Source organism: Micromonospora sp. LOL_024 (assembly GCF_048060415.1).
Classification (GTDB): domain Bacteria; phylum Actinomycetota; class Actinomycetes; order Mycobacteriales; family Micromonosporaceae; genus Micromonospora.
This window is the reverse complement of record NZ_JBHMIS010000019.1, coordinates 55807-82326: the sequence shown is the minus strand read 5'-3', so window position 1 is coordinate 82326 and position 26520 is coordinate 55807. Positions and strand designations below refer to the sequence as shown.

Below are 26520 nucleotides of genomic sequence, written 5' to 3'. Positions count from 1 at the left end.
TCACTCCGCGCCGTTCGAGTCCGCGGTCTTGGCGACCCGCTGTGCGGCTCCCTCAACATCACGTCGGATCTCGCACTCCCAGATCCGAAGCACGGTCCATCCAGCAGCCATTGCTTGCTCGGTGTTGCGCGTGTCTCGTTCCCTGTTGGTTCTGATCTTCTCTCGCCAGAGTGCCGCGTTGGGGCCTCGGAACTCCCCGGGGGTGTGGTCGGGGCAGCCGTGCCAGAAGCATCCGTCGACGAAGACCGCGACGTGGTACCTGGGAAGTACAAAGTCCGCCGTGCAACGCGGCGTCACGCTCCTTTGGAGGCGGAACCTGAGACCGAGCCGGTGCACCGCGGTCCTGAGGGCGATCTCGGGCTTGGTATCCCTTACCCGCCGACCGCGAAGGTGTTCTGGGCCTGCCCCGTTTTGACGGACATCCGAGATCAGGGGACCTGGGGTCTCCGGGAGGATGTCCAGCATCATGGAGAGTGTGGGTAAGAAGCAGGCGCGGCCTCGACGGTCGTTCACGCCGGAGTTCAAGGCCGAGATTGTTGAGCTCTGTCAGCGTGGAGACCGCACGGTCAGGCAGGTCAGTCAGGATTTCGATCTGACCGAGACTGCGGTCCGCGAATGGGTCAAGCAGGCAGAACTCGACACCGGCGCCCGTGGCGACGGGTTGACCTCGGATGAGCGGGCCGAGCTCGCGGCGTTGCGCCGGGAGAACCGCAGGCTGCGGGAGGATGTCGACATCCTCAAGCGGGCGACGGCTTTCTTCGCCAAGGAGACCCGGTGAACGTGTTCCCGTTCATCGAGGCGGAGCAGGCCGGCAAGCACAACGTCAAGCGTGCGTGTGAGCTGATGGAGGTCTCCCGGTCCGCCTACTATCAGCGGCAACGCGGTCTGCCGTCTCGGCGCGAGAGGGTCGATGCCGAGCTGACCTTGCAGATCACGCGGGTGCACGCGGTGTCGAAGGGCACCTACGGAGCACCGCGGGTCCACGCCGACCTCGCCGATGCCGGGCTGCGGCACGGCCGTAAACGCGTCGCCCGGCTGATGCGTGCCGCCGGGCTGTCGGGCAAGTGCCCGCGCCGGTGGCGGACCACCACGATCCCGGACCCGAACGCCGGCGAACGTCCGGACCTGGTCGGCCGTAACTTCGGCGTCGATGCTGCTGCGGTCGATACCCGCTGGTGCGGCGACATCACCTACATCAACACGTGGCAGGGCTGGCTGTATCTGGCCACTGTCATCGACCTCGCCTCCCGCCGCGTCGTCGGTTGGGCCGTCGCCGAGCACCTCAAGACCGACTTGGTCGACGCCGCGCTCACCGACGCCCTCGTACGGCGCCGGCCCGCGTCCGGGCTGACGTTTCATTCCGATCGCGGCTGTCAATACACCAGTGCCCAACACACCCGTCTCGCCGCCGAGCACGGCGTGCGGCTGTCGGTCGGCCGGCGCGGGCAATGCTGGGACAACGCCGTCGCTGAGTCGTTCTTCTCCACGATCAAGACCGAGCTGCTACACCGGCAGCCCTGGCCCACCCACACCGCCGCCCGCCAGGCAATATTCGAGTACATCGAGGGGTGGTACAACACCCGACGGCGACACTCGACCCTGGGCTACCTCAGCCCCGCCGCCTACGAAGCCACCTACCACGAGAACCTGCCACCAGCACGTCAAGCCGCCTAAATAAGATCAACACATCAACCCTGTCCGTCGAAACGGGTCAAGCCCAGTTCCCCTTCCGCAGTGGTTACCCACTGTCGCCCTGGCGTCCCGCCACCTCCGGCCATGATCACATCCCCGGCCCGTGAACGTCATCCGACTGCGGGAGTGCCACACTCTTCCCGCAGTTCGAAACCCACCCGAACCCGTCACCTGATGCGGAAGCGAGGACGGCCTGGCAAGTTGGTGGGCGCGTGACGAGCACGCCCAACGCACGCGCAGCCTACATGCCGGGGTTGAATCCCAACCGTAGCGCCTCGCTACGAGCATGCAGGGCTTGAACGGCATGCGTCTCGGGAACCTCTTCTTCCAACTCGAGTCGCCTCCCCACAAACTGGGCCAACTGTCGTTGCCAGGGTTCGAGGTTGCGAGTCTCCTTGGCCCAACGCTCGATCGCGTACCACTCGTCGACCGAGATGAGAGCTACCTCTTCACCCCCTCCCTCTTCAACACCGGCACCGCCAGCGAGCGCCGCATCGTCAAGGGCGTGATCCAACAACTCCACCGCCAGATCTCGGGGAGTCTTCCAGGGCACCCTGGACACGGCGTCCCAGCATGCCGCCTTCTTGGCCCACTCGCCGACGTGGTTTCCCTCGTCCGGCTTGAGGACCGCATCCATGACGCGGGGGCACAGGTCGTGGAGCGCAGCCTCCAGCGCGGGTGAGATGCCCTGTTCTCGCCAGATTCGATCAAGGTCGACGCGGCGGTCGGTCGCGAGCGACAGGCGAGCAACGGTATACGCGGTCACCAGGCTCTTGTGGCTACCTGCCCGGTGGATGCCGGCAATTCGGTCCACCGCCTTGAAAAGGATGGCCATGGCGATCACTCTCTGGCAGTACCGGACGTCGACACGTGGCGGCAGCTTGTCCACGTTGAGCATGAACTCGACAAAGTTTTTTTGTGCCCCTCGGCTCACGTGGTAGGGCATTTGGTTCCACGAGTGGACGAACTTGGCAAGGTCCGCCTTGGTGAACTTCTGCTTTGTGGGGTTTAGCTTCTTGAACTGCCGTTGCCGTGCTGGGGTGCGGGCCTTGGCCAGTTCGTCCGTGTACTGGCCCCGCGCACGCTCGTAGAACCAATGGGTCTCCTGGCCGCTGCCGTCGACCGCTGGGGCCCAGAGGGACCGGGTGATCCGCTGCATGTCCACGTGGTAGTCGTGGTTGGAGCTGAAGTCGACCTGGGTCACCCGGTTCTGCGTGTTGGAGTACTCCGAGATCTTCGGAACAATCTCCGCGAGTCGCTGGGGTGCTACCTCCGTCAGCTTCATCTGTACTCGGACGTGCGACAGGTCTGCCTTGTCGCGGCTCAGGGCGTGATGGAGCGAGGCCGTCGTCTGGCCGCCGTTCACGATCTGGAGGCCGTGCACCGCGGCGATGTGGTTGGGTTCGCCGTCTGGGCCCGTCACGAACTCGACCCGTGAAGCGGTCGCGGTGATGCCGTTGTTGTAGGCCAGGAACCGTCCTGGTGCGTTCAGCAGGGTTTCCCGGATGCCCCGGTTGACCGCACCGCGGGTCTGGAGGAAGGAGCGAACGTTGAGTTCGAGGAGCCGGGTACCGTATTCGGCGTACAGTTCGGCGAGCATCTGACCGGGTACGACTGCTAGGACCACTGAGTGGTCCTCCTCCGAACTCGGCGCGGAGACGCACGGCAGTGGAGGCTTGAAGGGCACCACTATGGGCTCGCCGAGAGCGCCCGACGTTGCATGGCGGTGCAGTCGCGCGAGGTCCCACACCTCGTGGGTCACCGGCAGCCCGTCGAACTCCGAGACTGGAACCTCGTTTGCGGTGCACGCCCTGTTGCTGAGCAGGAAGAGTCTGATCCGGCGCACCTCGGAGAGGGCCTTCTCGACCGCCTCGCACATGTCGTACACGTCGAACGACTCGTCGATATGCTGCTGCAGCCCGTCCCGGCAGCGCTGCACGAACACCAAAAGCCGTCGGAAGGACGTCAGGGTCTGGGCCCTCGTGAGCTTGGTCTCCAAGGGTTCCAGCTGGAAGTCCGTGATGAACAGGTCCAGGGACTCACCTGAGTCGCCGATACCGTATCCGTGAACCTCATGGCCGTGCATCTTGTGGTAGGCGGTGAAGGTGTTGGACACGACGCCGGCCTGCTCCAGGTCCTCGAGAACACGGCGCGTGAACGCCTCGGGGGTGGTGGTTCCCTCGGCATCAGCGGTTGCTTGAGTGTCAGCAACGACGCCCCGCGCGAACTCGGTCAGGTCGAGTTCAGCCACGGGATCCTCCGATCAGTTCCTTCACCGCATCGGGTGTGGTGCGGTAGGCGTCAAGACCCGAGGTGCTCACGTGGTACGTGCAATCGCCGACGCCCTCTGGCAGATTCGACTCGACCAGTCTGGGGAAGCCCTCGCGTACATGCCAGAACCGCAGCTCTCGAAGGGTGTACCGGGGCTCTTCGTAGAGGTCAGAACGCCCGGGTAGGTAGCCGACCTGAATGAGCAGTCCGTCGAACCTCGCCCGGGCGGCGGGGCTCGTGAGCCGCTGTCGAATACTGTCCACCCTTCCGTTCAAGCTCTCTCCCGATCCGCCGCGTCGCTCGTCGAGGCTGGCGAGCGCCAGGAACAGCGCAGGCGTACCGGTTCCGTCCAGCTGCCTCTCACTGGCGATCCGTACGCTCGTCGGTCGCCTCGCGACGCTGGCCTTGGTCTCGATGGCCAGCTCGGGCAGCTGGAAGTCCTGGTTGGTTCCCGTGGGACCGGTCCACGCTCCGACCGCGTCGGACTGGTTCAGGGAGGTCAGCAAAACATCCCCGAGCACCAGAAGCTCGCCGTAGAGTCCACGCCGCGCCTCGGCGCTCAGCCCGTCCCTGCTCACCGCACGCAGCAGTTCCTGCCACCTCTCGAACCTGTCTACAGCGGCTGCCAGAGCCTGCGCCGCGGCGCTGGCGACCCTGGCGGTCTCGGCAACGTCGGTGACGAGCGGGTTGAACACCTCACGGAGCCCGTCCGCCGTCAGGATTACCTGCAGCTCGTACTCGGTCCGCGACACCGCGCTCAGGCTCATCTCGATCCCGGCCGCTGTGGGGAGTCGACCCACCGACCGCACGATCGGGTCGACGGAACGCGCGTCCGCTCTGAACACCAGCATGCGCTGTCGGCCGGGGTGAGAGACGGAGAGGAAGATGTCGAGCGGGGCATCCGGATGCAGACGGAGGCTGGATCGTCCCGGGACGCTCTGCGGGCTTTCCAGTTCCCGCCACTCATCCTCGGTGACCGTCACGCCTCGTCCTCCTCGTCGATGGTGTAGATGTCCTCCTGGAGCCAGACGGTGTTGGCGATGTACTCGGTCTTCGACTGGTGCTCGGAGTGCGGGAAGCTCACCTGGAAACCAACAAGGACAAGAGGTGGTGCCGTCGGCTCCCCGTCGTCAGCGTGCGGCACCTTGATGGGGTAGATCAGTAGGAGTCCCTGGTCGGTCCGCCGCCGCCGTCGGATGTGCGGGCCCGCCGGCGTTTTCGGGACTGACGGTTTCTCCTTCTCCTCTGCGGATCTTCTCGCGGCGTCGGATGCTGCAGCCCGCTGCGCCTCGTCGAGATCGATGAGCTCGTCTGGTGGGCTGAGCACTCGGCGAATCGTGTACCTGCCCTCGGTCCTGAAGCCGGGATTGAGAGGCTTGCGGGTCACGAGGCCGACGGTATGCCCGGCAATGGGCAGTGAAGTGGCCTTCGGCGTCGTGTTACTGACCAGGCACACCGTCCAGTTGCTCAGCTCGCCCACCTTGGCGCACTGCTCCACGTACCTGGCAATGAGTCCCGGACGTACCCGCTGAGCCATGCGGTCGGGCTCGTAGGAGGTGAGGAACTCGGAAACGACGCCAGGGGGCACTCGTTGCCACCGCACATTACCTGCCGGGGGACCGGGTACAGACTCCGCGACAGCGTCCAGACGCCGAACAAGGGCTTCGAGAGCCTTGAAGTTCTTCTCAACGGCTTTGTCCGCAAAGTTGAAGATCACCGTCTCGGGTCCCTCCCCCGAGTAGCTGAGGAGGATCTTCGTGCCCTGCCGCATCTTGTTGGCCGCAGTCACGGTGAGGCCCAGCGAGGAGGACCGAACCTTGAGCCCGAACTCCCTCGGGGTGAGTCTGAGCGCCGCCATCTCCTCGACCTCCCTGCGAAGTTCGTCGGTTGCAGCCGTGACCTCCGCGTAGGCCGCCTGAAGCGCGGGCGTTGTGTACAGACGGCACATGTCCTCATAGCCGGGCCGGTACCCGAACCACCGACCCATCTGCAGGAGGGTGTCGTATGTCTTCGAAACACGCAGGTAGTAGCTGACGGTCAGGCCGTCCAGGGTGAGGCCACGGGAAAGCTTCTGTCCCCCGACGGCGATCACGGACAGGCCGTTCCGCCGGTTCTCGTAGTAGTCGAGCGCATCCTTGGACGCCCCGTTCACGGTCTTGACCTGGATCTTCCTGAGAGCAGGTAGGAGCTGCTCCGATACCTGCTCCCAGGTCAGGCGTTGGGCCTCGTCGGCCGGGAAACAGGCTGTGGTGGCAACAAAGTCCTGCTCCCAGAGAGCCCTGAGTTCGGCACGAAGCGCAGGGCCTTTCCCGTACCGGTCACGGAGCGTTTCCACGATGAGCCGTAGGTGGTCGTCGACCTGGTCGCGTACCAGGGTCTGCACGGCGGTGAACCGGGTGACGTGCACTAGCATCGAGTTGTGGACCTTCGTCTGGCCCCGCGCCCGACGAGCCGCGCAGGCGAGCACGAACGAGGAGATCGCGTCACGAAGGGACTGCGGGAGTCTGTCGCCGGGGCTGTCACCGGACCTGTGCTTGGTAGGGAGCCAGGTGTCCGTGTCGTTCACGTGCCGTACGAGCGGCAGCGGCTCCACGTCGTCCTCGTCCTCGTCGTCGGCCTGCAGGCCGAAGACCCGCTCAGGACCCAGGTAGTTCGATGGGGACGGAAGAGTGCGGATGAAGCTGTACGGGAAGAGGTCCTCCCCGACGGTGTCGTGGTCGACGTCCGGGTCGATGTAGATGTTGGCAAAGGGAGTGGCCGTGTATCCGACGTACGCGGCCTTGTCGAAGCTCTTCATGAGCCTACGGATCGCGTCGTTGGTCTTGGTCGGGTCTGCCTCGGGGTCACGGACCGTATTGATCGAGGCGTTGTCGGCCTCGTCGTCGATGACGAACAGGGGAAGGTCCTTCACGACCTTGTCGCCGTGTTCGCCTTCGGTCCCGTGGACGTCCGTCACCCACTTGCGCAGGTACTCGAGAATCTTGTAGTGCTTCTTGACGACGAGGACGACGGGGAAGCTGCCGAGGGGGAAGTTGATGGCCTTGGCCGTCGCGAGGCCGAAGTCGCCCTTCTCCGCGCTGCTTGTCGGGGACGCGATGTCGAGCCTTTTCGCGAGGGGCATGGCACCCGCACCGATCGCACGTGAGCGGCCCTCCTCGTTGGACCTGCTCTGATGCTGGGTGTCGAATCCCAGGAGTCCCTCGTCGATTCGCAGTTGTGTCTGGCTCCGGAGGTCGTTGTGGATGCCGGCAAGAACCACGATGAACCGGTATCCCGCGTCCACGGCCTTCGCGGCGAGCCCGATGTACTGGCCGGTCTTGCCCGACTGCACCTGGCCGATCACCAGGCCCTGCCGGCGCCAGGGGCCAGGTCGGCGCGGATCCTCGATCTGGCTGAGCACCTCGTCGGAACTCTGGTCTAGCCGTCTCACGACCCACGGGGGAAGGTTCACGACATCCTCGAGGTACCGCCGGTAACGCTCCCAGAAGTCCCACGCTCGGTCGTTCTTCGCCTCAGGCAGCCAGGGTTCGTGCCCCTTGGGATCGACAAGCGCCATGGACCGCTCCTGGAAGACGGCGGTCATGGCCTCTATCTCCTTGGCCAGTTGGTCCCGGTCAAGGTCCACCCCCTGCGCGGCGAGCATTCCAAAAATCGCGTTGACCGCGGTCTGTACCTCCTCCGGCTTCGGCTGACGATCCTGAGGCAGGAATCCGAGAACCAGGCGCGTGGCCTTGGCCATGGGCTCGTCGACAGGGGCACTCACGTGCAACCTCCAGCGGAACGTAGGGAGCAGGAACGGCCGCCGACAGCGGGTAAGGGCTTATCTATTCCAGAAACCCTGCAGTTGGTCGAAAGGGGGCATAGTGCGTAACCTCTCGCGCGCGGCGGCGGGCGAGCGTCCGCCCAAAACGAGCGACTCGTAGATGCGCTGTGCTACCTCGGTCGCAGCCTCGCCGGCGGGCCCTGGTCCCCCGAACGGTTCCGGGTCGTCGCTGGTGTCCGTCTCGTGCATCACGCGCAAGGCAGCGACGGGCACCGTCTCCTCCAGCAGTCGAACCAACGCGCGTACGTCCGCAGTGTTGCTGCCACCAGGTCTCAACGCGGCTTGGACCAGTGGATGGTTGCGGTTGATCCGACAGGTGACCCTGCCGTCCGTTCGGCGCAGGTTCCAGGCGTACGAGAGAGGATCGCCGTGAGTACGCGCAGCGACCTGTCCGCGGTGCCGCAACACGTCCGCCGCTGACGCCCGGGCCTGTCTCGCGATGCGATTGAGGTGCTGCCGTAGACCGACGGGCGGAACGACGCTGGACTTCCTCACGTCGACGCTCCACTCGGCGTCTGTTCCCGCCGGGATGTCGACGGCAATACGCGCCAGGTTGTACTTCTCCTCGCGGCGCATGCCCCTGTGCCCCAACCAGTCGCCCGCCAGAATCAGCCGATTGCGGCGGTAGACGTAGAAGCCCTGCTGGTCGAGCCACCCCTGCGGTCCCGCAGCTGCCTCATACTCCTCGGGTGTTAGCCGGTGGGCGCTGGGAAGAACGAAAGCCTCGACCCGTACGGAGCTGGCCGCGAGGGGCAGGTTCTCAGTGGGGAGCCGCTGTACCGAGGGGTGGTTGCTCATGAACGGATCCCAGGGTTCCACCGCGCTCCCGGACACTCGCAGGTTCCGGCGATGACTCCCAGTGAGGAAGCGGGCAAAGACCATTGCGAGATGCGACTCCGTACGGGCTGCCTCGGCATAGAACTGCCTCTGGGTGCGCTCGTCGTCCTCGCTCACGCGATCGCCGTGGTAACCGTTGAGCCGACGCCAGAGCACGACCGTGCCGTGGCCAGTGGCACTCCGAAGTCTGTCCAGCACGGTGGTGGTGTCGACATCCGCCCCGTGGAGCAGCCGCCACTCGCCAGTCTCCTCGACGACGTCGAGATCCCAGGTCCGTACGTGCCAGTCACCGGCCGTGGCGGTGGCCACGGAGAGCTGCCGCGACTGCGAGAACGAGGCCGACTTCAGGCCCACTCCGAAACGGCCCAGGTCAGTGGAGGCGCGTAACGTCGCAGGCCCACGGGCCGCCACGGTCATCGCCGTTACGAGCTCCTGGATGCTCATACCCCTGCCATCGTCGACGACCGCGATCCACGAGTCTCGCCCGGCCCAGGTGAACTCGACGTCGATGTTACGGGCCTCCGCCGAGACGCTGTTGTCTATGAGATCCGCGACAGCCGCCGGCAGCGAGTACCCCAAGGAGCTGAGCGAAGCAACCATGCCCGCGGGTTCGGGGGCCGCGATGTCGTACGTCATGGACCGTAACAGCCTGCTTCCCTGACAGGGCCACTGCTTGGTGTGCGGCTTTCGCGGATCTAGCGGATCGTGCAGGGGGCACCGCAAAGGTCGGGGGATGCCTCAGCGTCGTCGGCCTACGCACGCGGCACTCCCCTCACCGGGCCGATGGTAATGGAGGCACGGACGCCTGACGCTCCCCAAATTGAAGCACTGTCCATTGCGAAAGGTGGTTTGAGGGTTTACGTCCGTTCCGGGTTGGGTCGGCCTCGCACGGCTGCGTGCATCGCCCGCCGTGCACCGGGATATCCTCGCCGCAGCCGGTCTCGGCCCCAGGTTCGCCGCCCAGCTCTCCAGCGATGAGCACGGGCTACGCAAGCCGGACCCGGCACGGCAGGTGGCTGCCGCTGTTGGTGTACAGATCGACCACTATGCGCGGGTCAGGCTGCCGGCATTACCGGCTGGTGGGAGCGAGGTGCGGTGGCGACCTGCCGACGTGCGCACCATGGGTAGATGTCGGGTGAGAGTCCGGGCGTAGTCGGCGAGGATGTCGGTGGTCCGGTCGATGTGGTCGTAGAGGGCCTCGCTGTCGGAAGCGCTCTCGTCGTCTGCGGTGTCCCGAAGGTGGCGTGCGGCAGCGAGGACGTCATCGACATTGGTGGTCGCGGCGCGTATCTCATCGGTCGCTGTAGGAGGCAGCCCGATACGGTCCAGGACCTGACCGAGTTGCTCTGCGGTGAGCAGTGCCGGCATCTGGTGGTCGGTCCAGGTGTCGGTCCACAGTCGTGGGAGGCGGGCGTTGGGATCGATGGTGTCGTCCGCGACGACCATGCCGCCGTTGGGCGAGGGTTGCAGGGTGAGTCCGGCCCGCGCGACGTAGTCCGTTATGACGGCGTGCAGGTTGTCGTCGGGGTGTGGGCCCGGTGTGCCGGCGAGGGCGGCGGCGAGGCCAGCGAACTGCCGCTCCTCGGGCGTGGGGTACGGCAGGCGCCGTAGTTCTTCCTCGTCGAGGATGGCGCTGGGGTCGGCCGCGGCGGCGCGGTACGCGGGCACGGGCTGGCCCGCTGCGGCGGACAGTGCGGCGTAGGTGGCGAGGTCGGCCCACCAGGCGACGAGGTGCCTGCTGGCGTCGCGCAGGTCCCGGGCTGTGCGGCAGGCATGTGCCAGGCGTAGCTTGGTCAGCGCGCGGTTCGGGTTGGGGCGGCTCCAGTAGCCCGGACCGACCTGCCCCAGCACTAGTGAGCGTTCGTTGTCGTCATTGAGGACGCTCACCGCTTGTTCGGCGGTGGCGGTGTCCGCGATGAGCTGGTCGGCTACGGCAGCGAGGCCGGCCAGGACGGCATCGATGTCCTCGTCGGTCAGGCTCTCGGCGGGTGCGGCTTGTGCTGCGACGGTGCCGTCTGGGTGCTGGTCATTCACAGGCGTCCTCCGAGGGTGGTTCAGCCAGCGGCGCCTTGGCTGATCGGCGTTTGAGGAGACATGGTGGCGGTGTGGGTCGCGTTCTCTGTCGCACTCGGTGTCCGTCATCGTGGCGGGCCGCGTGCTCACCGACCTGCCTTCTCTGGCTAGTTCGTCGGGTCGACCATCAGCGCAGCTGGGGCGAACAGCCCTTTTGCCGGCAGAGTTGCGTGGCCCAAGGAGCCCTACCGTGAACAACGGTGGTCGGGGTAGCGAGTGTGCCGCGATCGGTGCCGCGCTGGCAGGTGGATGCGGCCTCATCTCCTGCAGGCCGGTTCGTCAGCTCGAGGCTTGTGAGTCGTGAGGCAGGCTGTGGGTGCCCTGGCGAGGGTTAGTACAGCGCTGGCGAACGTGCCGCTGTCTTGGCCAGTCGTTGGGCTCTGGCGTACAACTCGTCCCGGGCTACGGTCGGGGGAGCCCAGCCGTCGGCCCAGGCGGCGAGGAAGCGCTCGGCGGCAAGTTTGCGAGCGGCTGCGGACCCAGCCCGCCGGTAGGCCGGATCGGTCAGCAGATCCGCCGCGAACTGCTCGTAATGGTCCTCGATGTCTGCGTACCGCTGCCGGGCCATCTCGTCGGCGCGGTCGCAGGCCAGCCTGACAGCCGTGTGAATGATGCGCTCATCGATGTCAGCGGGCAGGTGGCGTTGCGCGAATCGGTGCCGGGCGCCGCCGGGCTTCTCGCCGCGGAACTCGGGCATGGCCAGCAGAGCCTGCACGGAGGGCTCTGCCAGTTTCTCGCGCTCGCTCTCGGTCAACCAGCGTGGCTGGTCGTCCGGGTCACGGTCGTCAACAGCGGATCTTCCTGCGGCGACCAGCGCCTCCCACTCGGCGTACCAGGACGCGGTGTGCTCCCAGAAGTGCACGACGCCGCCGGCGACAAACGCCACCTCGAGCCCGTACAGCTGTCCGCGCCGGGCGAGCAGATGGGCGGGCGGATCGACCACCTCCTCCGGATCCGCATCGAACGAGTCGACCTCCAGATACAGCGCGGGCGCGCCCATCCGCTGCGCCAAGGCGAGAAAGCCTGGCAGGTCGATGACCTCCGCGTCGAGCTGCACCTCAGGTCCGAGGTTGTGTAACGGTACGGCGGGCACCACAGTCATCGCGTGCTGCTCGGCGAAGGCGGTCGCCGAGGACCGCAGGCTGCTCACATCGTCCACGTCGCGAAAGGCTAATCACCCCGTACGACAAACCCGTCCACCACGCCCGGGAACTCCCTTTGTCGGGGAAGCGGCGTCGGCGAGCCGACCGCCTGAGATGCCATTGCTCGACCCGGCCGCCGTTACATCCGACAGACTGCGGGGTGTAGTTGAGGCGTGACGTGAATGTGATCCTCATGTTTGACTGTCGGGTATGCGACCGGGGCAGGCGCGGCTGGCGATCGATTGTGGAAGCGCCACGACGACGGCGGTGCTGGCGTGGCCGGACGGATCGTGGGCACCGTTGATGTTCGATGGTGAGCCCGGGCTGCCCAGTGCCGTGCTTGTCGCTGCCGACAAGTCGGTGGTGACGGGGCAGCGGGCGTGGCAGGCGGCGGCTGCCGATCCGCAGCGGTTCGTTCCCCACCCTCGCCGTCCCGCCGACGACCAGGTCAGCGTCGCCGACGTGCAGGTGGCCCCGGCGGATCTGGTGGCGGCGACGCTGCGGCGGGTCGTCGACGAGGCTCACCGGGTGGCCGGCGGTGTGGTGGAGGATGTGCGGCTGGTGGTGCCGGCGGGGTGGGGCCCGCGCCGGCGTACGTGGCTGCGGCATGCCGCGCATCATGCGGGGTTGCCGCAGCCGCGGTTGGTGGAGGCGCCGGTGGCGGTGGCGTCGCATGTGCTCGCCTCGGGTGTGCAGGTGCCGGTGGGTTCGGTGGTGGTGGTGTGTGACCTGGGCGGCGGCGCTGAGGTGAGTGTGCTGCGACGTAGCCCGGTCGGGTTCGAGGTCCTGTCCACCCTCGCCGACACCGACGCTGGCGGCGACGCCATCGACACCGCGCTGACGAGCGCCCTGGCACCGGTCGACATGCCGGCGGGACACGGGTGGACGTTGGCGGTGAGCCTTCGCAGCGCGAAACATGCCCTGGCGGGGCATCCGGCGGTGACGGTGCCGATGCCGTCCGGGCCGGCGGTGGTGTTGAACCATCTGGTGGTGGAGCAGGCCGCCCGCCCGGTCCTCGTGCGGGCGGCGGGGTTGGTGCGGGACGCGATCGACGCTGCCGAGGTGCCCCCGGCGGGGGTCGCGGGGTTGTGGTGTGTGGGTGGTACGGCGCAGATGCCGCTGGTCGCTGATGTCCTGGTCGCCGAGACTGGTCTGAGTCCGGTGTTGGTGCCGGATCCGCTGCTCGCGGCGACTCGCGGTGCTGCTGACGCCGGCGGCCTCGCCACCGACCGGACCAGGACGGCGGTGGGGGAGCCGTTGCCGACGTTGTGGCGGGCGGTCGCGATCGCGGTGCCCGGGTTCGCGTCGCTGGTGCTGGTGTCGCACGCGCTGCTCAGTGCGGAATGGAACTCGGGGCTGTTGCAGCCGTGGGCGTTCATGAACTGGGGTGAGGTGGCGATGGCGTCGGTGTTCGCCGTGCTCTCCTGCCTGGCTGCCGGCACCGTGCTCGGTTCCACCTTGGCGTCTCGTACCGACAGTGGCGTGCCGTTGTCACCGGGGGCGCAGGTCGCCACCGGCATCCTTACCTCCGCGTGGCTCGGCGTCGCCATCGTCGGCATGTACGCCGTGGTCGGCAGCCAGTACATCACCACCGAGCTGGGGGCGTTCCTGCGCTGGACCCTGGTGCCGGTCATCCCGATCCTGCTGATCGCCTCGCTGCTGGCTTTGATCGCGTTTCGCCAGTGGCGCACTCCGCGGGGTGGCTGGTCGGAGTTCCTCGCCTTCCCCGTCTCGTCGGTGGTGACGGCCACGGTGGGGATGATCCTGGTCCAGTGGTCGCTGCCCGCGTCGTATTCGCCCGGCATGGAGGTGTGGCTGGGACTCGGCAGTCGTCTCGGTGGGCTGCTGATCGGTGTCGGGGTGATCACCGCGTTGGTGTCCGGGCTGTGGCTGCGGCTGGTGATGGGGGTGCCGTTCGCGATCCTCACCGCCACCCTGGTCGGCCGGTACAACACCGGGACCGTGGCCGGCCTCTACATCGTGGCCGTCACCGTGTGGTGGCTGGCGCGCCTGTGGACCCGCATCCTCTACACCACACCAGCCTCCACCGGCCCCCGACGATCCCTTCTTCCACCTGGCCCACCACGCTCGTGACGCGCGCGCCGGTAGGGGGTGAGCACTGATGCGGTGGCCGCGACACGTCGCGTCGCTGCTGCTGACCGCCGTCCTGCTGGTTGGTCCGCCGGTCGTGCTGGTGCAGGTGGTGGGCTGGCCGTCAACGAACCCTCCACGGGTGGCGCTGTGGCAGTGGGTCCGCGAACCACTCACCGAACAGAACCTGATTCTGCTGCTGGTCGTGTTGGCCTGGGCGTTGTGGGCCCTGGTCGCCTACCTCGTCACCGCCACCACCGCGACCCGGCTGTGGGCCGGCGTGCGATGGCTACGCCGGCTGCCGTTGCCCACCCCGTGGCAGGCCACCGCCACCGGCATGGCCGGCGCCGCCGCCCTGACCATCGCCACCCCCACCCCCACCCTTGACACCAGCCACCCGGACACGACCACCAGCACCACCCACACCGACCACGACACCGTCGAACAGGCCGACCCCGCCGACGGGGTCAGCGTGCCCGGCGGATGGCTGCCTGACGGCCTCGCCGAGCAGGTGAGCGTTGCGGCGGGACTGGTGTGGCTGCGCCGCCGCCGCGCCTACCTCCCCACCCGCCCACACCACTACACGGGGGACGCGGACGATCTGGCGCCGCTCCCGGCCACCGTCACCGCCATCCAGACCTCCGCCGGCAGCCAACCCACTCCACCGGCGCCCGCACAGGCGGCCGGGATGCCACCGTTCGGCTTCCCACCCGCCGGGGTCGGGCTGACCGGCCCAGGCGCGGTGGACGCCGCCCGCGGACTGCTGATCACCGCGCTCCTAGCCACGATGCGGCAGCCCACGGTGGAGGTGGTGATCACCCGCCGCGCCGTGGACATGCTGCTCGGACCAGCCGCCCCGCACCTACGACCCGGAGTGGGCTTGCGGATCGTCGACACCGCGACCCTGCCGGCGACACCTGACGCCACGCCGACCCCGTCCGACAGGGCCGATGGCGGTCGGTGGGTGCTGATCCTCGACGAGCCGCCCGCAGGCAGCCTCGCGGACACCCTCACCACCAGCGGGGTCACGGCGGTCGCGCTGGCCACTTGGCCGCACGCGACGACGTGGCACGTCGACGCCGACGGCCACACCCACGCCGACTCGACGAGGGCGGGGCCGCGGGTGTGTGTGCTCGATGCCGTCGCCACGACGGACCTGCTCACCGTCACCGGCCACCTCCACCCACCGACACCCGACACCCCCACACAACCTCAGCCACAGGTACGGGGGCGGGTACCGCGTCAGACAGCCCCACACCAGGACACCATCCACCCCGGCAAGCGGGTGCTGGTACGGGTTCTGGGTCAGCCGGCGCTGCTCGTCGACGGCACGGCCCTGGCGATTCGGCGCACCGCGGCCCGCCAAGCTCTGGTCTTCCTCGCCGTACACCCCGACGGGGTCGACAGCGGCGTCATGGCCGAAGCCCTCTGGCCCGGACTACCCGGACACCGGCTCACCGCACGCCTCTACACCACCCTCAGCGAACTCCGCACCGCCGTGCGCACCACCACCACCGGCATCCACCTGATCGACCGCACCGGCGACCGATACCGCCTGCACCCCGACCACGTCGACGTCGACCTGTGGCACCTACACACCGCCGTCGACCACGCCGCGGCCACCCTCACCGACCACACCGCCGCCTGGCAGGCCGTCGTCGACGCCCACACCGGCGACCTCGCCGCCGGACAACCCTGGGCATGGCTCGACCCGCACCGCGAGACCACCCGCCGCCACATCCTCGACGCCTACGCCGCCCTCGCCACCGCCGCACCCCACCCCCGCCAGGCACTGGCCTACCTACAGGACGCCATCCGCGTCGACCCGTACAACGCCGACCTACACCACCGCGCCGCCACTATCCTCACCAGCCTGGGCGAACAAGCGGCCGCCGCCGACCTGACCGCCCGGTACACACGGCGCCTCACCGCCGCCGGGCTCACGCCCGACGGCACGCTCGTGCCCGGCGGCACCTGAACCCATCGCCTCCGTCCCGCCCTCGCACGCATCCTGCCGCCCGAACGGCCCCTGGGCGGGCCCACTACCCGTCGGCCAGGCCCCGCCGAGAAGAGCAAGGGGACCAGCGGCCTGGTCGCTCCACGCGGGGGGTGCTCCAGCCTGTTGTCAGCAACAACGACGGCCCTCGGCGGCGAAGCCTTCCTGACAACGACCGCACGGCGACATGGGGCCTGACCTGGGGTTGTAAGGTCGTGTTAGGTGCTGTGAGGTGCTGTTAGACCACATCCGGCCTCAACCACCCGCCTTTCTCCTACGTTCGGTGTCACGACCACATCGGTCGCCACAAATGAACGACGGAGGGAGGAGGAAAGGCGTGAAACAACAGGTCTCGACAGCGGTTGTCGCCGTGGTCGTCCTCGCGGCTGCGCCACTCGTACTGCTCTACCTGGCAGGCTGGCCGACACCCACCATGCCGTCCCAGAGCCAACTGCGGGCATGGATACACCAGCCCCTGACCACCGGCTTCCTCACCACACTGCTGCAGACCAGCGCCTGGCTGCTCTGGGCCATGCTCGCCACCGCCACCGCCCGACACATCCACCGGGCCGTGGCGGCTCGACTCAGATGGCGCATCGCCCTGCGCATGCCCCGACCGATGCAGGGCCTCACGGCCGCCCTGCTCGGAGCCACCGCCGTCACCTCCACCGCCCTACCCGCCGCCGCCCAGACCACCACCACAACCGACACCTCGCCCGACAGCGCCCCCCGAGAGAACTCCCTCGCGTCGGTGAACAGCGGCCACACCCACGGCGGCAACGGGAGCGGTCAGAACAAGGCCGCCCGGCACGACCCGGTCGCCTCTGCCAACGGCTCCACCAGCAGGACGGTGCTGTCGACGACACGGCCGGCGGAGAAGCCCAGGGACAACGCAGTGGCAGGGGCGGCTCACACCTGTGTGGTGCGCGACGGCGACTCCCTCTCTCTGATCGCGAAGCGGTGGCTCGGCGACCCCGACCGCTGGCCCGAGATCTGGGCACTCAACCGCGGCACGCTCTTCGACACCGTCGGGGGAACGTTCACCAACCCCGACCTGATCCACCCCGGCTGGACCCTGGACCTACCCGCAGACGCGACCCCACCAGGCGCGGCCCACCCGATCCCCACGATGCCGTCGAAGCCCGACACGCCCCGCTTGCAGGAGCCGCCAGTGCCGGTCGAACCGACCAGCGCCCCGTCCACCGGCGAGGACAGCGAAACGCCGCCGAGCCCCACCACCGCTCCCAGCGCCGCCGCCACATCCGCACCGTCCACCACGGGCGGCACCCCGAGCGGCCACGCCACCCGTACGCCGGCGCCGGCCAACAACTCGTCGGCCGAGTCATGCGGCCCTGGGGGCATCACGTTGGGGACCGGCAGTTGGCTGGACCTCGGTCTCGCCGCCGCGATCGCGGCAGCCGCAAGTCTGGTCTGGGCGTGGCGTCGGCACCGCTACCGGCCGCGACCGCCCGGCCCGCACAGCCGATCCGGCGATCCCGACCTCACCCCGCTGCCCGCGATCGTCACACACATCCGACATGCCCTCCGCCGGCCGACAAAAGACAACACCGACGACCTCGACATCCTCGACCTCGCCGAATCCACAGAAGCCGCTCCCGGACACGACCGGCCCGCGATCGACGACGACACGGCCGAACAGACGCACGTCGCCAGCCCCGACCTGGCCGACCAGCCCGAGCCGTACGCCAAGCCGGTTCCCGTGGTCCCCACGCAGGACCATCCGTTGTACGAGGTGTGGCCGCCCGCCGGGCTCGGGTTGACCGGACCCGGCGCGGACGCGGCCGGGCGCGGATTCCTCACCGCCGCCCTCGCCGGCCGGGTGGACGCCCCCGACACCGGCGGTCGGGTCGTCATCCCCGCGGCGACCGTAGCGGCCCTGATGGGCACGGCCGCAGTCCTTCCCGAGACTCCCCGTCTCACCGTCGCCGACGACCTCGCCGACGCCCTGGACATCCTGGAAACGCAGACCCTGCACCGCAGTCATCTCGTGTACCAGCACGAGGTCGACACCCTCGCCGACCTGCGTCACACCGCCCTCCACGAGGAACAACCACCACCCATCATCTTCATCTCCCACGCGTCAGCCCGCCACGAACGTGCCCGGATCGCCGCCCTCCTTGCTCAAGGCCGGCGCCTCGACATTCACGGCGTCCTGCTCGGCGCCTGGCCTGCCGGCGACACCATCGTCGTCGACACCGACGGCACCACCCGCCGGCCGGACCGGGAAACCCGCCACGGCGCGCATCCCGCCGTCGTTGGCCGGCTGGCCGTGCTCACCCCCACGGAGACGATCGACCTGATCACCACACTCGCCGAGGCACACACCGGCGAACCTCCCACGACAACACCCGCACGGCCCACCACCACCACGACCACACAAGGCCTGCCACCGCGACCGGAGGCCATCCCCGACGCCGACAACCCCGCACCGCACGGCACCGATGCACCGATGCCCGCCGACGGTGAGGCGCCGCCTAGGGAGGTCCCCGCCGCCGACATCGCCCCACCGGTTACGACAGACAGCCGCCCGGAAGACGGGCCAGGAAACGACGGCCCACAGCCGCAGGAAAGGGTCGCGGTACGGGTCCTGGGCGGCGCGCGGATCGTCGACATGGACACCACAGTGCCGCTGCGCGCCAAATCCCTCGAACTACTCGTCTACCTCGTCGTCCACGACGGCGACGCCACCGCCGACGCGATCCTCGACGACCTGCTTCCCGACGCCCCACGGTCGAAGGCCCCGCACCGCCTGCACACCTACGTGTCCGCGCTCCGCAAGACCCTCGCCCGCACCGGCGGACCCGCCAGCTACCTCACCCACCCCGGCCGCCGCTACACCCTCAACCGGGAAGCGCTTGACGTCGACCTGTGGCGGATGCGGGCCGCGCTGCGCGACGCCGAACAGGCTACCGACGCCACGACCCGGCTGACGGCATTGCGCGCCGCGGTCGCCGCCTACCGCGGCGGACTCGCCGAGGGCTTCGACTACGAATGGATCGAGGTCCACCGCGAAAGCATCCGCAGGCAGGCCCTGGACGCCCACCTCGCCCTCGCCAACGCGACCGGCGACCCGGCAGAGGCCCTCACGGTGCTGGAAGCGGCAATCCGCCACGCCCCGTACACCGAGGCCGTCTACCAGCAGGCGATGCGCGCCCACGCCGCGCTGGGCCACCACGACGAGATCCACGAGCTGCGGCACACCCTCACCCGCCGACTCGAAGAGATCGACGCCACGCCGAGCAGGGACACGATCGACCTCGCCCACCGGCTCACCGCCAGCCCGCGACGCCTCGCCGCCGCGCCGCACGACGGGCGAGGACGCCGATGACACCGCACACTCCGGCAGAATCCGCGACACCCCACAACGGACCGTCCGACCAGCACACCCCCACCGACGCCGCATACGCCCACCTGTCGCACAACGGCCGCGGGAGCGCCGTACCGGTGGCGACAGCGACGACCACCAACGGACGTAGCGCAGCGGCAATCCGCCGCCGGGCGGCGTCGGCGAGTCACGGCGGCGGACCGTTGACCCGCGACGCGCTCGACGTCGACCTGGCCGACGCCGTACGGCGCACCACCCGCATGCGCCAGGCCTTCTACCTACTGGTCCTGCTCGTTGCCCTCGTCGGACAGGCCACCGGCGCGGTCCAGAGCCTGGACGTACCGATGCTGATCGCGGTCCCGGCCGTCGCGGCACTCGAACTCGGCGGCGTGGTCGTCATGGCCAACGCCGACGTACGACGCCGACTCGGCGAACGGGCCATCGCCTCACGCCTGCTGTCCGCCGCGATCGCCGCCGCGGCCGTGGCCTTCAACTGGGTGGCCCACCCCGACCACCTCGTCGGCGGCTTCTACGCCGGCATGTCCGCCCTCGGCTACCTCGTGTGGCTCATGCACGCCGGCAACCAGCGCCGCGACCGGCTCCGCGCCACCGGGGACCTGCCACCCACCCCACCCGCGTACGAGGTGCTCGCCCACTGGATCCGCCACCCCCTACTCACCGCGCGGGCACGCGCGATCGCCAAGGCCGACGGCCTCGACCTGTACGAATCCCTGGACGAGGCCCAAGCGGTGACCGCCCGCCGTCGCCGCGACGCCGCGATCGCCACCGTCCTGCACCGCAAGATCCGCGCCGCCGTGGACCCGAGCACCGCCGACATCGCCGTACGGGTGTACGACCTCGACGAGATCGCGGCACGCCTCGCCGCCGCCGCCGACTACCACGGGCTGACCACACTGCTCGCCGCCGACCTCGCCCCAGAACGCATCGTCACGGCCCAACGTGTCCCTCGACGCCGTCGCTGGCACAGGCGAGACAACCGAACCGAGGCAGCCCGGGCACCTGTACCCATCCGTTCCTCGGCGCCTATCCAGCCGGTGGCAGACACCCCACGTGATGGCCGGCAGGAGCCAAAGCCGCCGACGCGCCACGCCAGTCCCGATCCGTACGACGACCGACAGCAGCCGGCCGACCTCCACGACCCGGTCCTGGCCCACACCGTGCCGTCGGGCGGACCAACCACGACGAATCCGGCCGTCGTGAACAAGCGCAGCGACGACAACACTGACACCGACCAGAGGACCGGCGGCGAGGCGGCCGACGGCGGACATCCGCAGGTGCCCAAGACGACCGCAGAGGCGGTGGCCTACTGGCTGCGCCGAGAACCGAACCTTGATCCCGAACTGCTCGCCCAAAGAATCGGCAGATCCCTGCGGTCGGTCTACCGGTACCTACCACCGGACTACCCCCGCCGACCAGGCATCGCCAGGCAACGAACCCGACGATAATCAGGGCCCGTACGGCCCACGCACGCAGCGAATGGCCACCCTCGCAACGCCGTGTCGGCGTACAGAAACGAATACACTGGTAGCTAGGCCGAAGGGTACACAGTTAGATCTGCTAGAAGAATCAGCGATGCTTGTCGAAAAAGCTCCATGCCGAACTGAAAGCTGCCCACCGCACTGCACTCCGCTATTTCCAAGGGCGGGGGCGCTCACATCGAATTGCGGCTATGGAAGTGCGGCGCCGACTCTGCTCACAGGGCCTCGAACAATTCCAGACACACATCGAGCAGCCAGTCTGAGACGTCCCTCACGAAGTTTGGCTGATCCCGATCATGAAGTAGTTGAGCGGCATAAGTTGTCCATCGGCGTTCACAATCTGGCCCGTGTGCGTGTCATAGGTCCAGTCCGACCAACGCCACGACCGCTGGAAAGCCTCTGGCATCTGCACGGCGATGTAAGTCCCTAACGCCAGCCTGGCCCCCGACTTTGCGCCGCCGAAATCAAGTCCAAGATAGACGTCCTGTACCGGCACGTTCCGGTGTCGCTCGGCGATGGCTTTGGTCATCCCAATGGCGAGGCTCGACAATGGCGCAATGGCCGGCTGGGCAATGGTCGCCAACCGGAGTCCCACCTTGAATGTTTCGGACTCCAGCAGGTTTAGGAAACTTTCGTCAACGTCGTTCTTGACATTTACCGTGAAGCATCGAATCACGAGTCCGGCGTCAGTGGGATTAACCCCAAAAAATATCGGATAGTTCAGCACTGCGGCGCTGCTGCCTTCCCGCACGCGGTAAGTGGCGTTGAAATTGACGTCCTCGACACCGGTGTCTGTCCTGTTTTGTACGAAGAAATTAAAAAGTACCCGATGAGTTCCGCCGCCGGGATAGTCCGCGATTCGTAATCCGTCCAGCGATATCCGCAAAGTCGCATGGCGCAGCATTGGATCGGCGGCAATCTCCCCGACGCTGCGGATCTTCTCATTCGCAGAGGCGTCCGCCGGGATAAATCCGAAGCTGTGTGAAGTGTGACGCCAAGCGGGCGTACCCATTAGCCATGTAAAGCCGAACCGGCCATCGGTGCTGTGCGGCCGCGCTAGCGGAGTGATGATCGGCACGCCGAGGCGTTCGGTCAGCTCGGCGTCGCTCATGGCTGCGGCTAGCCGGATATCGTCAAGCATAGAACTCATTTCGACACTCCGGATGCTCGGCCTCCAGGCGTTGGAGGAATTTACGAATAGGCGTTGCGTAAAACAAATTGCTATCCATTGCGGAATGGAACGCCACGCTGGCGAGCTCGTAGCTCTTGGCGATCCAACCACGGCTATAGAGTAGTTGTGCGAATTCCCAGTAAACCCGCCAAACGGAGCGGTCCTGGAGATCGACCATAATCTGCACACATTCCTCAAAATGACTGAGAACCGAGGTGAGATCGCCCCGCGACAGGAAGACGTAGGCCCACAAATTGTGAACGTGGGCGCGTATCTCCGGGTCAGGCGAATACTCTGCCTTCCTCAGAAGCGTCACCGCCTGCGCCTGCATCTCAGCGGCCGCTGTCGCTATACGAATCCGATCCTCGTCCTTGTCGACCTTTATCCTGAGGTTGGCTAAGTTCAGAAGTATTCGGGCGTGCGCCATGTGGGACCAGGTTCGGCCGAGGGTATCGCCGCGCAAGCGCAGTTGTTCACTTCGCTGCACAAGCCACCTTGCTACCTGCCAGGTCCGGGGACTTTCAGCGTCAAAGAGGTACTCGGCAGCTAGGCATTCCAAATCGCCAGGCATATAGCTGGGAGCAGCCGACGGCTCCTCGAGCTCTTTGAGGAACGCTAGCCCGGCCTCGTGCCGTCGGTTGACAGCGCGTAGCCAAAGGCCTTTGGCGTAGTGGTTTTTGGCAGGCGGCATCAGGGTTGTGGCGTGGCGCAGGAAATCGTCCCAATGACTGTAGGGCCAATACGCGTTGATGCGGATCGCTTGCTCCCAGACACGGAGGCCTATTTCCTCATATCCGGGGCGTAGGCGACCGGTGCGGCCGTCTACGTACCGCAGCAACGCACGATCGAGCGCGCGAATCGAACGGTCGACCATGCCTGCATTCCAATGGTATACACAGAAAGCTTCGACCAAGTGGGATGCTTCCAGGTCCTTCTTGTTGTTGAGGGCGAGCCACATCGCCTCGGCAATGTTCTGCCGATGCATTCGCAGAGTCTGTTCGGTTTCGAAGCCTTCTGTCCGATATTTCGCCATGAGGCTGGCACATTTCTTGGAAACTACATCCACCATAGTAGCGTCTAGGTTCTGCTTTTCGAAAGCATCCAATCTGGATAATGCCAGCTCAAGCAAAGGATGCAGGAACCAGTCCGCGTCGCCCCAGGAAAAGGCGCCGCCGCGTTTAGCCAGACCGCATGCTGCCACCTTCCTCGCTACGCGTTCAGCCTCCTCGGGTGTCACCTCTGAGCCTCTAATGGCCGTCATCAAAACCGCCACAGAGGCAATGTCGCAGCAAATGTTGAACCGGGAAAGGGCCGGGATCAGTCGTAGTTCATGAGGTTCGCACACCTGTAAAAGCTGCTCGGCGGCCGACACCACAACTTCCTCTAGCGAAGGGATGCCAAACCCCGGGTTTCTGCTGAGGCGACCGAGCTGCTCCCAATCGCAATCTCGTCCCAACCACGAGACCACTTCGGCATCGTCAGCCTGCCCCGACTCGATCAATTCTCTGGCTGCGCCGAGGAGTAGGAGGACCACGCCTGGGTGCCCGCCCGAGAAATAGAGTAGCTTGTAGTACCTTGCGGAACTGAAAGGAATTGCCAGGGCCTGTGCCCATCGATGACCAATTTCCGCACGTTCCGGAAGTAGAAAGTTGACAGGTTGGCATGCCGGTGTCTCAGCGGGTAGCCAAGGTAGTTCTTTTGTGCGAGCGGTGACAATAATGCGTAATGATCGATTCCGGGTGGCAAGCAAGTCACGCAGGAATTCTTGGGCTGGCGGACTCAGGTGGTCAGCCTGGTCAAGAACCAAAATTCCTCGAGTGATTGCAATCAACTTGGAACGCAAACTATCCGGGTGGGTGTTAGGTGAGAGTTCCACGTAGTGGACCTCGCCGTCCTGCGTGGGCGACGTGGTGGCCACCCACCTAGCAAACTCGACGGCCAAACGGCTTTTTCCGGAGAGCAGCATTCCATGAATCAAGACAATTGGGCTTCGCTCTATCGCCGCTTCGAGTTCCATTATCTCTCCGCCAAATCCTACCAGCGGCGGGGCATTTAAGCGCTCCGGAAACTCGAAAATGGCATGATTCCAGCCCTCGGCATCTGCGAAGACCGGTCTGGTGTCGGCTCGCTCCGCGACGACTGGGACCGACCAGTCATCGACAGGAGCGCTGTGCTCGCGAAACGCTCCTGCAGATAATGGCTTGTGATGCATCTGGGCGCGAGCCTTGTTGGCGGCCAGGCCGATACTGCAACCCTCAAACAGCTGGCGGTAAAAGGCACTATAGAAACGTGCTGCAGTTTCAGGGAAGACCTCCCGCCGCATTCCGACGCAGGCTGGTACTCCGGCCTTAATGACCTCCTCGGTAATGGATGCCTGGCCTTTGGTGGCTGGCCTTAATCCGTCCGGCCCCACACGTAGTCGGCGGTCCCCGGGTTCCGAATCTGCCGAACGGCAAGCGTTCATCGTGAACAGCGAGACACCAGATTCCTCAAGCAGTCGACCGATCGTTCGTCCATCTACGTATTCGAAGTCTTCGCCGTTGCCGAAAAGGAGGTATCCCTCGCCATGAGAGCCGAATGGGTCGACGATAGTGCCGTGTCCGTCAAAGTGCACCGCCGCGAAAGGTGCTCCGCACTGCGCTGCCTCGAACAGGCGTTCCCGAAATGCATCGAAAGTCGGTGGGCGAAGCACCTCAATACGAGCACCTGGCACCTCCAGCAGCGTCCGCCACAGATCGTAGGCGACGCTCCAGTAGTCGAGATCCACAAACCTGCCCCGCCGGCTGATCAGCAAGAGAAGGCGCGGTGCCGCCATGCGAACGGCTGGTTGACCGTCTGCCCCGGCGACAGCCCGTACAAACTCGGTGGCGGTGAGCGCCAAGAAGTTGCCCGTTGCCGGGTCAGCCATCAGCTCCCATGGCACGGCCGCCTGCGGGACCTCGTCGACGATCTCGATCCGCAAATCCTCTCGTGTATCAAGATCGATACTCAGGTCAGTGAATATTGCTGAATATAGGATCTCGCCGATTCGCCGCGATGCCCGTTGGATTCGGCGGACCATTGCATCAGAAGCCACTTCCCATTTGTTGCGATAGTCCTCGTGATACCAGCGGGTATCTTCTATGTCGAACCGGTCGAACACCGGCGCAAACGGGCGCGTTCCGTGATGCTGCCCATCCTTGATGACCTCGATCGTGCCTGCCCCTTCGGCGTCACGGTGATGGATTCGGAGTACGGACATTCCGGAAGCCGGCCGCATGCGGGAAGGATAGTCACGGTCCTGGTACTGCATACTGTCGACATTCTGACCTTCCGGCTGTCGCCGGGCGGAGGTGAGATGCCGCAGGCTGGGTTGGATGTTGGTGCATCCGAGTGGGATCGACGAGGCGGGCATTTCGGCAGCGTCTCTCTTGAAGTAAGCTGCGCCGTCGCGCCGCGCCCGAAACGCCGCTTCTATCGCACTCTTCTCGGCTAGATCCGCACGTCGAGAACGGCTGGGCTCAGCAACACCCATCACGCAACGTTATCGGTGTGCATCGCTGCCTGGCCGAGGAGCAGTCGCCGGAAGTATGCCGACCTCGGCTTGGTGTGGACTTGCGGCTGGGGCTACCTCTGCACTCGGCCCTGTACGTCGCCCCGCCGGCAACGAGTGAAGGGCCGGCTTCTCGCTCGTCAGTCCCGCAGGTGGGTTGAGCGTCGATCCGCTCAACCCACCTCGGGTCTTGACTATGGCCGATCCGGACCGCGCCTTGCCGCGGCAACCGTCGTCACTCGTCCAGGCCCGGCCGCTGGCCGGGTGGGTCGACCTCGATGAACCCGAAGAGCCGTTCGATCACCTGCAGCGCCTGGGTGGAGTAGCGGTCGGCGAATCCCCGGCAGATGGCGGGCTCGGCGCTCGGATTGCCAGCGTAGGGCAGCGTCGAGTGGCAGATGATGTAGCCGGCGCCGCCGCGCGCCTCGATCACCATCTGCTTGAGTCGGCCGGGGTCGAGGTGCATTGGGTTGCCGGGCTTGAAGATGCAGGTGTCGCACTCGCGGGCGAGCCGGCGGGTCTTGCGTAGTTCCGGGTCGCCGACGTTGAGTCTGGGTGACCGGTCGGTATCCGGTTCGTCGGCGGGTTCGAACATGCTGTCCATAGTCGACTCCTTGTCATTGCGGCGCGGGGCCCGCGTCGATGACTGCGGGCGGCCCCGCGATCTGGGTGAAAGGAATGGCTGGGCACCCGTTTGGCCTGGTTAGAGCTGACCCAGCCAGGTCAGCACGGTGTCGATGTCGGCGCGGCGGAGCCCGTGGTACGGGTCGACCGGGTGGAGCAGGGTGGGTGCGCCGTCGGCGGTGCGGTGGTCGGCGGTGTAGGGGTCCTTGCCGCCGAACTCGTCGTCGAGGACGGCGAGTGGCCGCCCGACGGCCCAGGCATACAGGGGGCTGAGTTTGTTCTGGTGGCCGAAGCGGACCCCGCCGGCGTGGACGGGGACGTGCGGCCAGGTGGCCGGTAGGCCGAGCCGTGGCGCGATCCATGCGGCGGCGAGGTCGTTCCAGCTGGTGCACCACACCGGTTGGGCGTGCTCGGCCAGTTCCC

Annotated in this window: 17 protein-coding genes; 6 read left to right on the top strand and 11 right to left on the bottom strand. The window is 66.7% G+C overall.

Annotated elements, in window-relative coordinates:
- Positions 1–468, bottom strand: a complete 468-nt coding sequence (locus ACFHWY_RS19285) for a very short patch repair endonuclease (protein WP_416581608.1) — start codon at positions 466–468, stop codon at positions 1–3.
- Here ACFHWY_RS19285 and ACFHWY_RS19280 point away from each other — a divergent pair.
- Together ACFHWY_RS19280 and ACFHWY_RS19275 are read left to right on the top strand one after the other, a co-directional pair.
- Positions 467–778: a transposase gene (locus tag ACFHWY_RS19280; RefSeq protein WP_416581607.1), complete on the top strand. Its 312-nt coding sequence runs from the start codon at positions 467–469 to the stop codon at positions 776–778. The two genes, ACFHWY_RS19285 and ACFHWY_RS19280, sit on opposite strands and share 2 nt — an antisense overlap.
- The gene (locus ACFHWY_RS19275; RefSeq protein ID WP_416581606.1) at positions 775–1674 is read left to right on the top strand and encodes an IS3 family transposase; all 900 of its coding nucleotides are present in this window, start codon (positions 775–777) and stop codon (positions 1672–1674) included. The genes ACFHWY_RS19280 and ACFHWY_RS19275 overlap by 4 nt, the downstream gene beginning before the upstream one ends.
- Before the next feature lie 259 nt (positions 1675–1933).
- On the opposite strand, the gene ACFHWY_RS19270 is transcribed toward ACFHWY_RS19275, so the two are convergent.
- The 6 genes from ACFHWY_RS19270 to ACFHWY_RS19245 form a co-directional block, all read right to left on the bottom strand.
- Positions 1934–3943 (bottom strand): AIPR family protein, encoded by a 2010-nt coding sequence (locus ACFHWY_RS19270; protein ID WP_416581605.1) that lies wholly within the window; start codon positions 3941–3943, stop codon positions 1934–1936.
- On the bottom strand, positions 3936–4946 hold the full coding sequence (locus ACFHWY_RS19265) for a PD-(D/E)XK motif protein (RefSeq protein ID WP_416581604.1): 1011 nt from the start codon (positions 4944–4946) through the stop codon (positions 3936–3938). The genes ACFHWY_RS19270 and ACFHWY_RS19265 overlap by 8 nt, the downstream gene beginning before the upstream one ends.
- The gene (locus ACFHWY_RS19260; protein ID WP_416581603.1) at positions 4943–7726 is read right to left on the bottom strand and encodes a Z1 domain-containing protein; all 2784 of its coding nucleotides are present in this window, start codon (positions 7724–7726) and stop codon (positions 4943–4945) included. Before ACFHWY_RS19260 ends, ACFHWY_RS19265 begins: the two co-directional genes overlap by 4 nt.
- A 57-nt stretch (positions 7727–7783) precedes the next feature.
- The gene (locus ACFHWY_RS19255) at positions 7784–9259 is read right to left on the bottom strand and encodes an ATP-binding protein (protein WP_416581602.1); all 1476 of its coding nucleotides are present in this window, start codon (positions 9257–9259) and stop codon (positions 7784–7786) included.
- Positions 9260–9667: 408 nt separating this feature from the next.
- The gene (locus ACFHWY_RS19250; RefSeq protein ID WP_416581601.1) at positions 9668–10657 is read right to left on the bottom strand and encodes a hypothetical protein; all 990 of its coding nucleotides are present in this window, start codon (positions 10655–10657) and stop codon (positions 9668–9670) included.
- Between the two features lie 370 nt (positions 10658–11027).
- Positions 11028–11855 carry a hypothetical protein gene (locus tag ACFHWY_RS19245; RefSeq protein WP_416581600.1) on the bottom strand — a complete coding sequence of 276 codons (828 nt, stop codon included), beginning with the start codon at positions 11853–11855 and terminating at the stop codon, positions 11028–11030.
- A 286-nt stretch (positions 11856–12141) separates the two neighbouring features.
- On the opposite strand from ACFHWY_RS19245, the gene ACFHWY_RS19240 reads away from it, so the two are divergent.
- The 4 genes from ACFHWY_RS19240 (at position 12142) to ACFHWY_RS19225 (ending at position 20737) form a co-directional block, all read left to right on the top strand.
- Complete coding sequence (locus ACFHWY_RS19240; RefSeq protein ID WP_416581625.1) at positions 12142–13932, top strand: Hsp70 family protein; 1791 nt, start codon at positions 12142–12144, stop codon at positions 13930–13932.
- Between the two features lie 28 nt (positions 13933–13960).
- Positions 13961–15907: an AfsR/SARP family transcriptional regulator gene (locus tag ACFHWY_RS19235; RefSeq protein ID WP_416581599.1), complete on the top strand. Its 1947-nt coding sequence runs from the start codon at positions 13961–13963 to the stop codon at positions 15905–15907.
- A gap of 355 nt (positions 15908–16262) precedes the next feature.
- The gene (locus ACFHWY_RS19230; RefSeq protein ID WP_416581598.1) at positions 16263–19274 is read left to right on the top strand and encodes a BTAD domain-containing putative transcriptional regulator; all 3012 of its coding nucleotides are present in this window, start codon (positions 16263–16265) and stop codon (positions 19272–19274) included.
- Positions 19271–20737: a hypothetical protein gene (locus ACFHWY_RS19225; RefSeq protein WP_416581597.1), complete on the top strand. Its 1467-nt coding sequence runs from the start codon at positions 19271–19273 to the stop codon at positions 20735–20737. The genes ACFHWY_RS19230 and ACFHWY_RS19225 overlap by 4 nt, the downstream gene beginning before the upstream one ends.
- A 304-nt stretch (positions 20738–21041) precedes the next feature.
- Here the strand turns inward: ACFHWY_RS19225 and ACFHWY_RS19220 are convergent, their stop codons facing one another.
- The 4 genes from ACFHWY_RS19220 to ACFHWY_RS19205 all read right to left on the bottom strand — a co-directional run bounded on the left by ACFHWY_RS19220 (position 21042) and on the right by ACFHWY_RS19205 (position 26494).
- Complete coding sequence (locus ACFHWY_RS19220) at positions 21042–21881, bottom strand: hypothetical protein (RefSeq protein WP_416581596.1); 840 nt, start codon at positions 21879–21881, stop codon at positions 21042–21044.
- A 22-nt stretch (positions 21882–21903) separates the two neighbouring features.
- Positions 21904–25455 (bottom strand): CHAT domain-containing protein, encoded by a 3552-nt coding sequence (locus ACFHWY_RS19215; RefSeq protein ID WP_416581595.1) that lies wholly within the window; start codon positions 25453–25455, stop codon positions 21904–21906.
- Between the two features lie 253 nt (positions 25456–25708).
- The gene (locus tag ACFHWY_RS19210) at positions 25709–26077 is read right to left on the bottom strand and encodes a hypothetical protein (protein ID WP_416581594.1); all 369 of its coding nucleotides are present in this window, start codon (positions 26075–26077) and stop codon (positions 25709–25711) included.
- A 99-nt stretch (positions 26078–26176) separates the two neighbouring features.
- Positions 26177–26494, bottom strand: coding sequence for a hypothetical protein (locus ACFHWY_RS19205; protein WP_416581593.1), 318 nt, complete (start codon positions 26492–26494; stop codon positions 26177–26179).
- Positions 26495–26520: the final 26 nt, after the last annotated feature.

Excerpts from the sequence above, each read along its gene's own strand:
- ACFHWY_RS19220 (WP_416581596.1), bottom strand. The coding sequence starts at position 21,881 with ATGAGCGACGCCGAGCTGACCGAACGCCTCGGCGTGCCGATCATCACT.
- ACFHWY_RS19235 (WP_416581599.1), top strand. The coding sequence starts at position 13,961 with ATGCGGTGGCCGCGACACGTCGCGTCGCTGCTGCTGACCGCCGTCCTG.
- ACFHWY_RS19210 (WP_416581594.1), bottom strand. The coding sequence starts at position 26,077 with ATGGACAGCATGTTCGAACCCGCCGACGAACCGGATACCGACCGGTCA.
- ACFHWY_RS19240 (WP_416581625.1), top strand. The coding sequence starts at position 12,142 with ATGTTCGATGGTGAGCCCGGGCTGCCCAGTGCCGTGCTTGTCGCTGCC.
- ACFHWY_RS19255 (WP_416581602.1), bottom strand. The coding sequence starts at position 9,259 with ATGACGTACGACATCGCGGCCCCCGAACCCGCGGGCATGGTTGCTTCG.
- ACFHWY_RS19225 (WP_416581597.1), top strand. The coding sequence starts at position 19,271 with ATGACACCGCACACTCCGGCAGAATCCGCGACACCCCACAACGGACCG.
- ACFHWY_RS19285 (WP_416581608.1), bottom strand. The coding sequence starts at position 468 with ATGATGCTGGACATCCTCCCGGAGACCCCAGGTCCCCTGATCTCGGAT.
- ACFHWY_RS19280 (WP_416581607.1), top strand. The coding sequence starts at position 467 with ATGGAGAGTGTGGGTAAGAAGCAGGCGCGGCCTCGACGGTCGTTCACG.
- ACFHWY_RS19215 (WP_416581595.1), bottom strand. The coding sequence starts at position 25,455 with ATGGGTGTTGCTGAGCCCAGCCGTTCTCGACGTGCGGATCTAGCCGAG.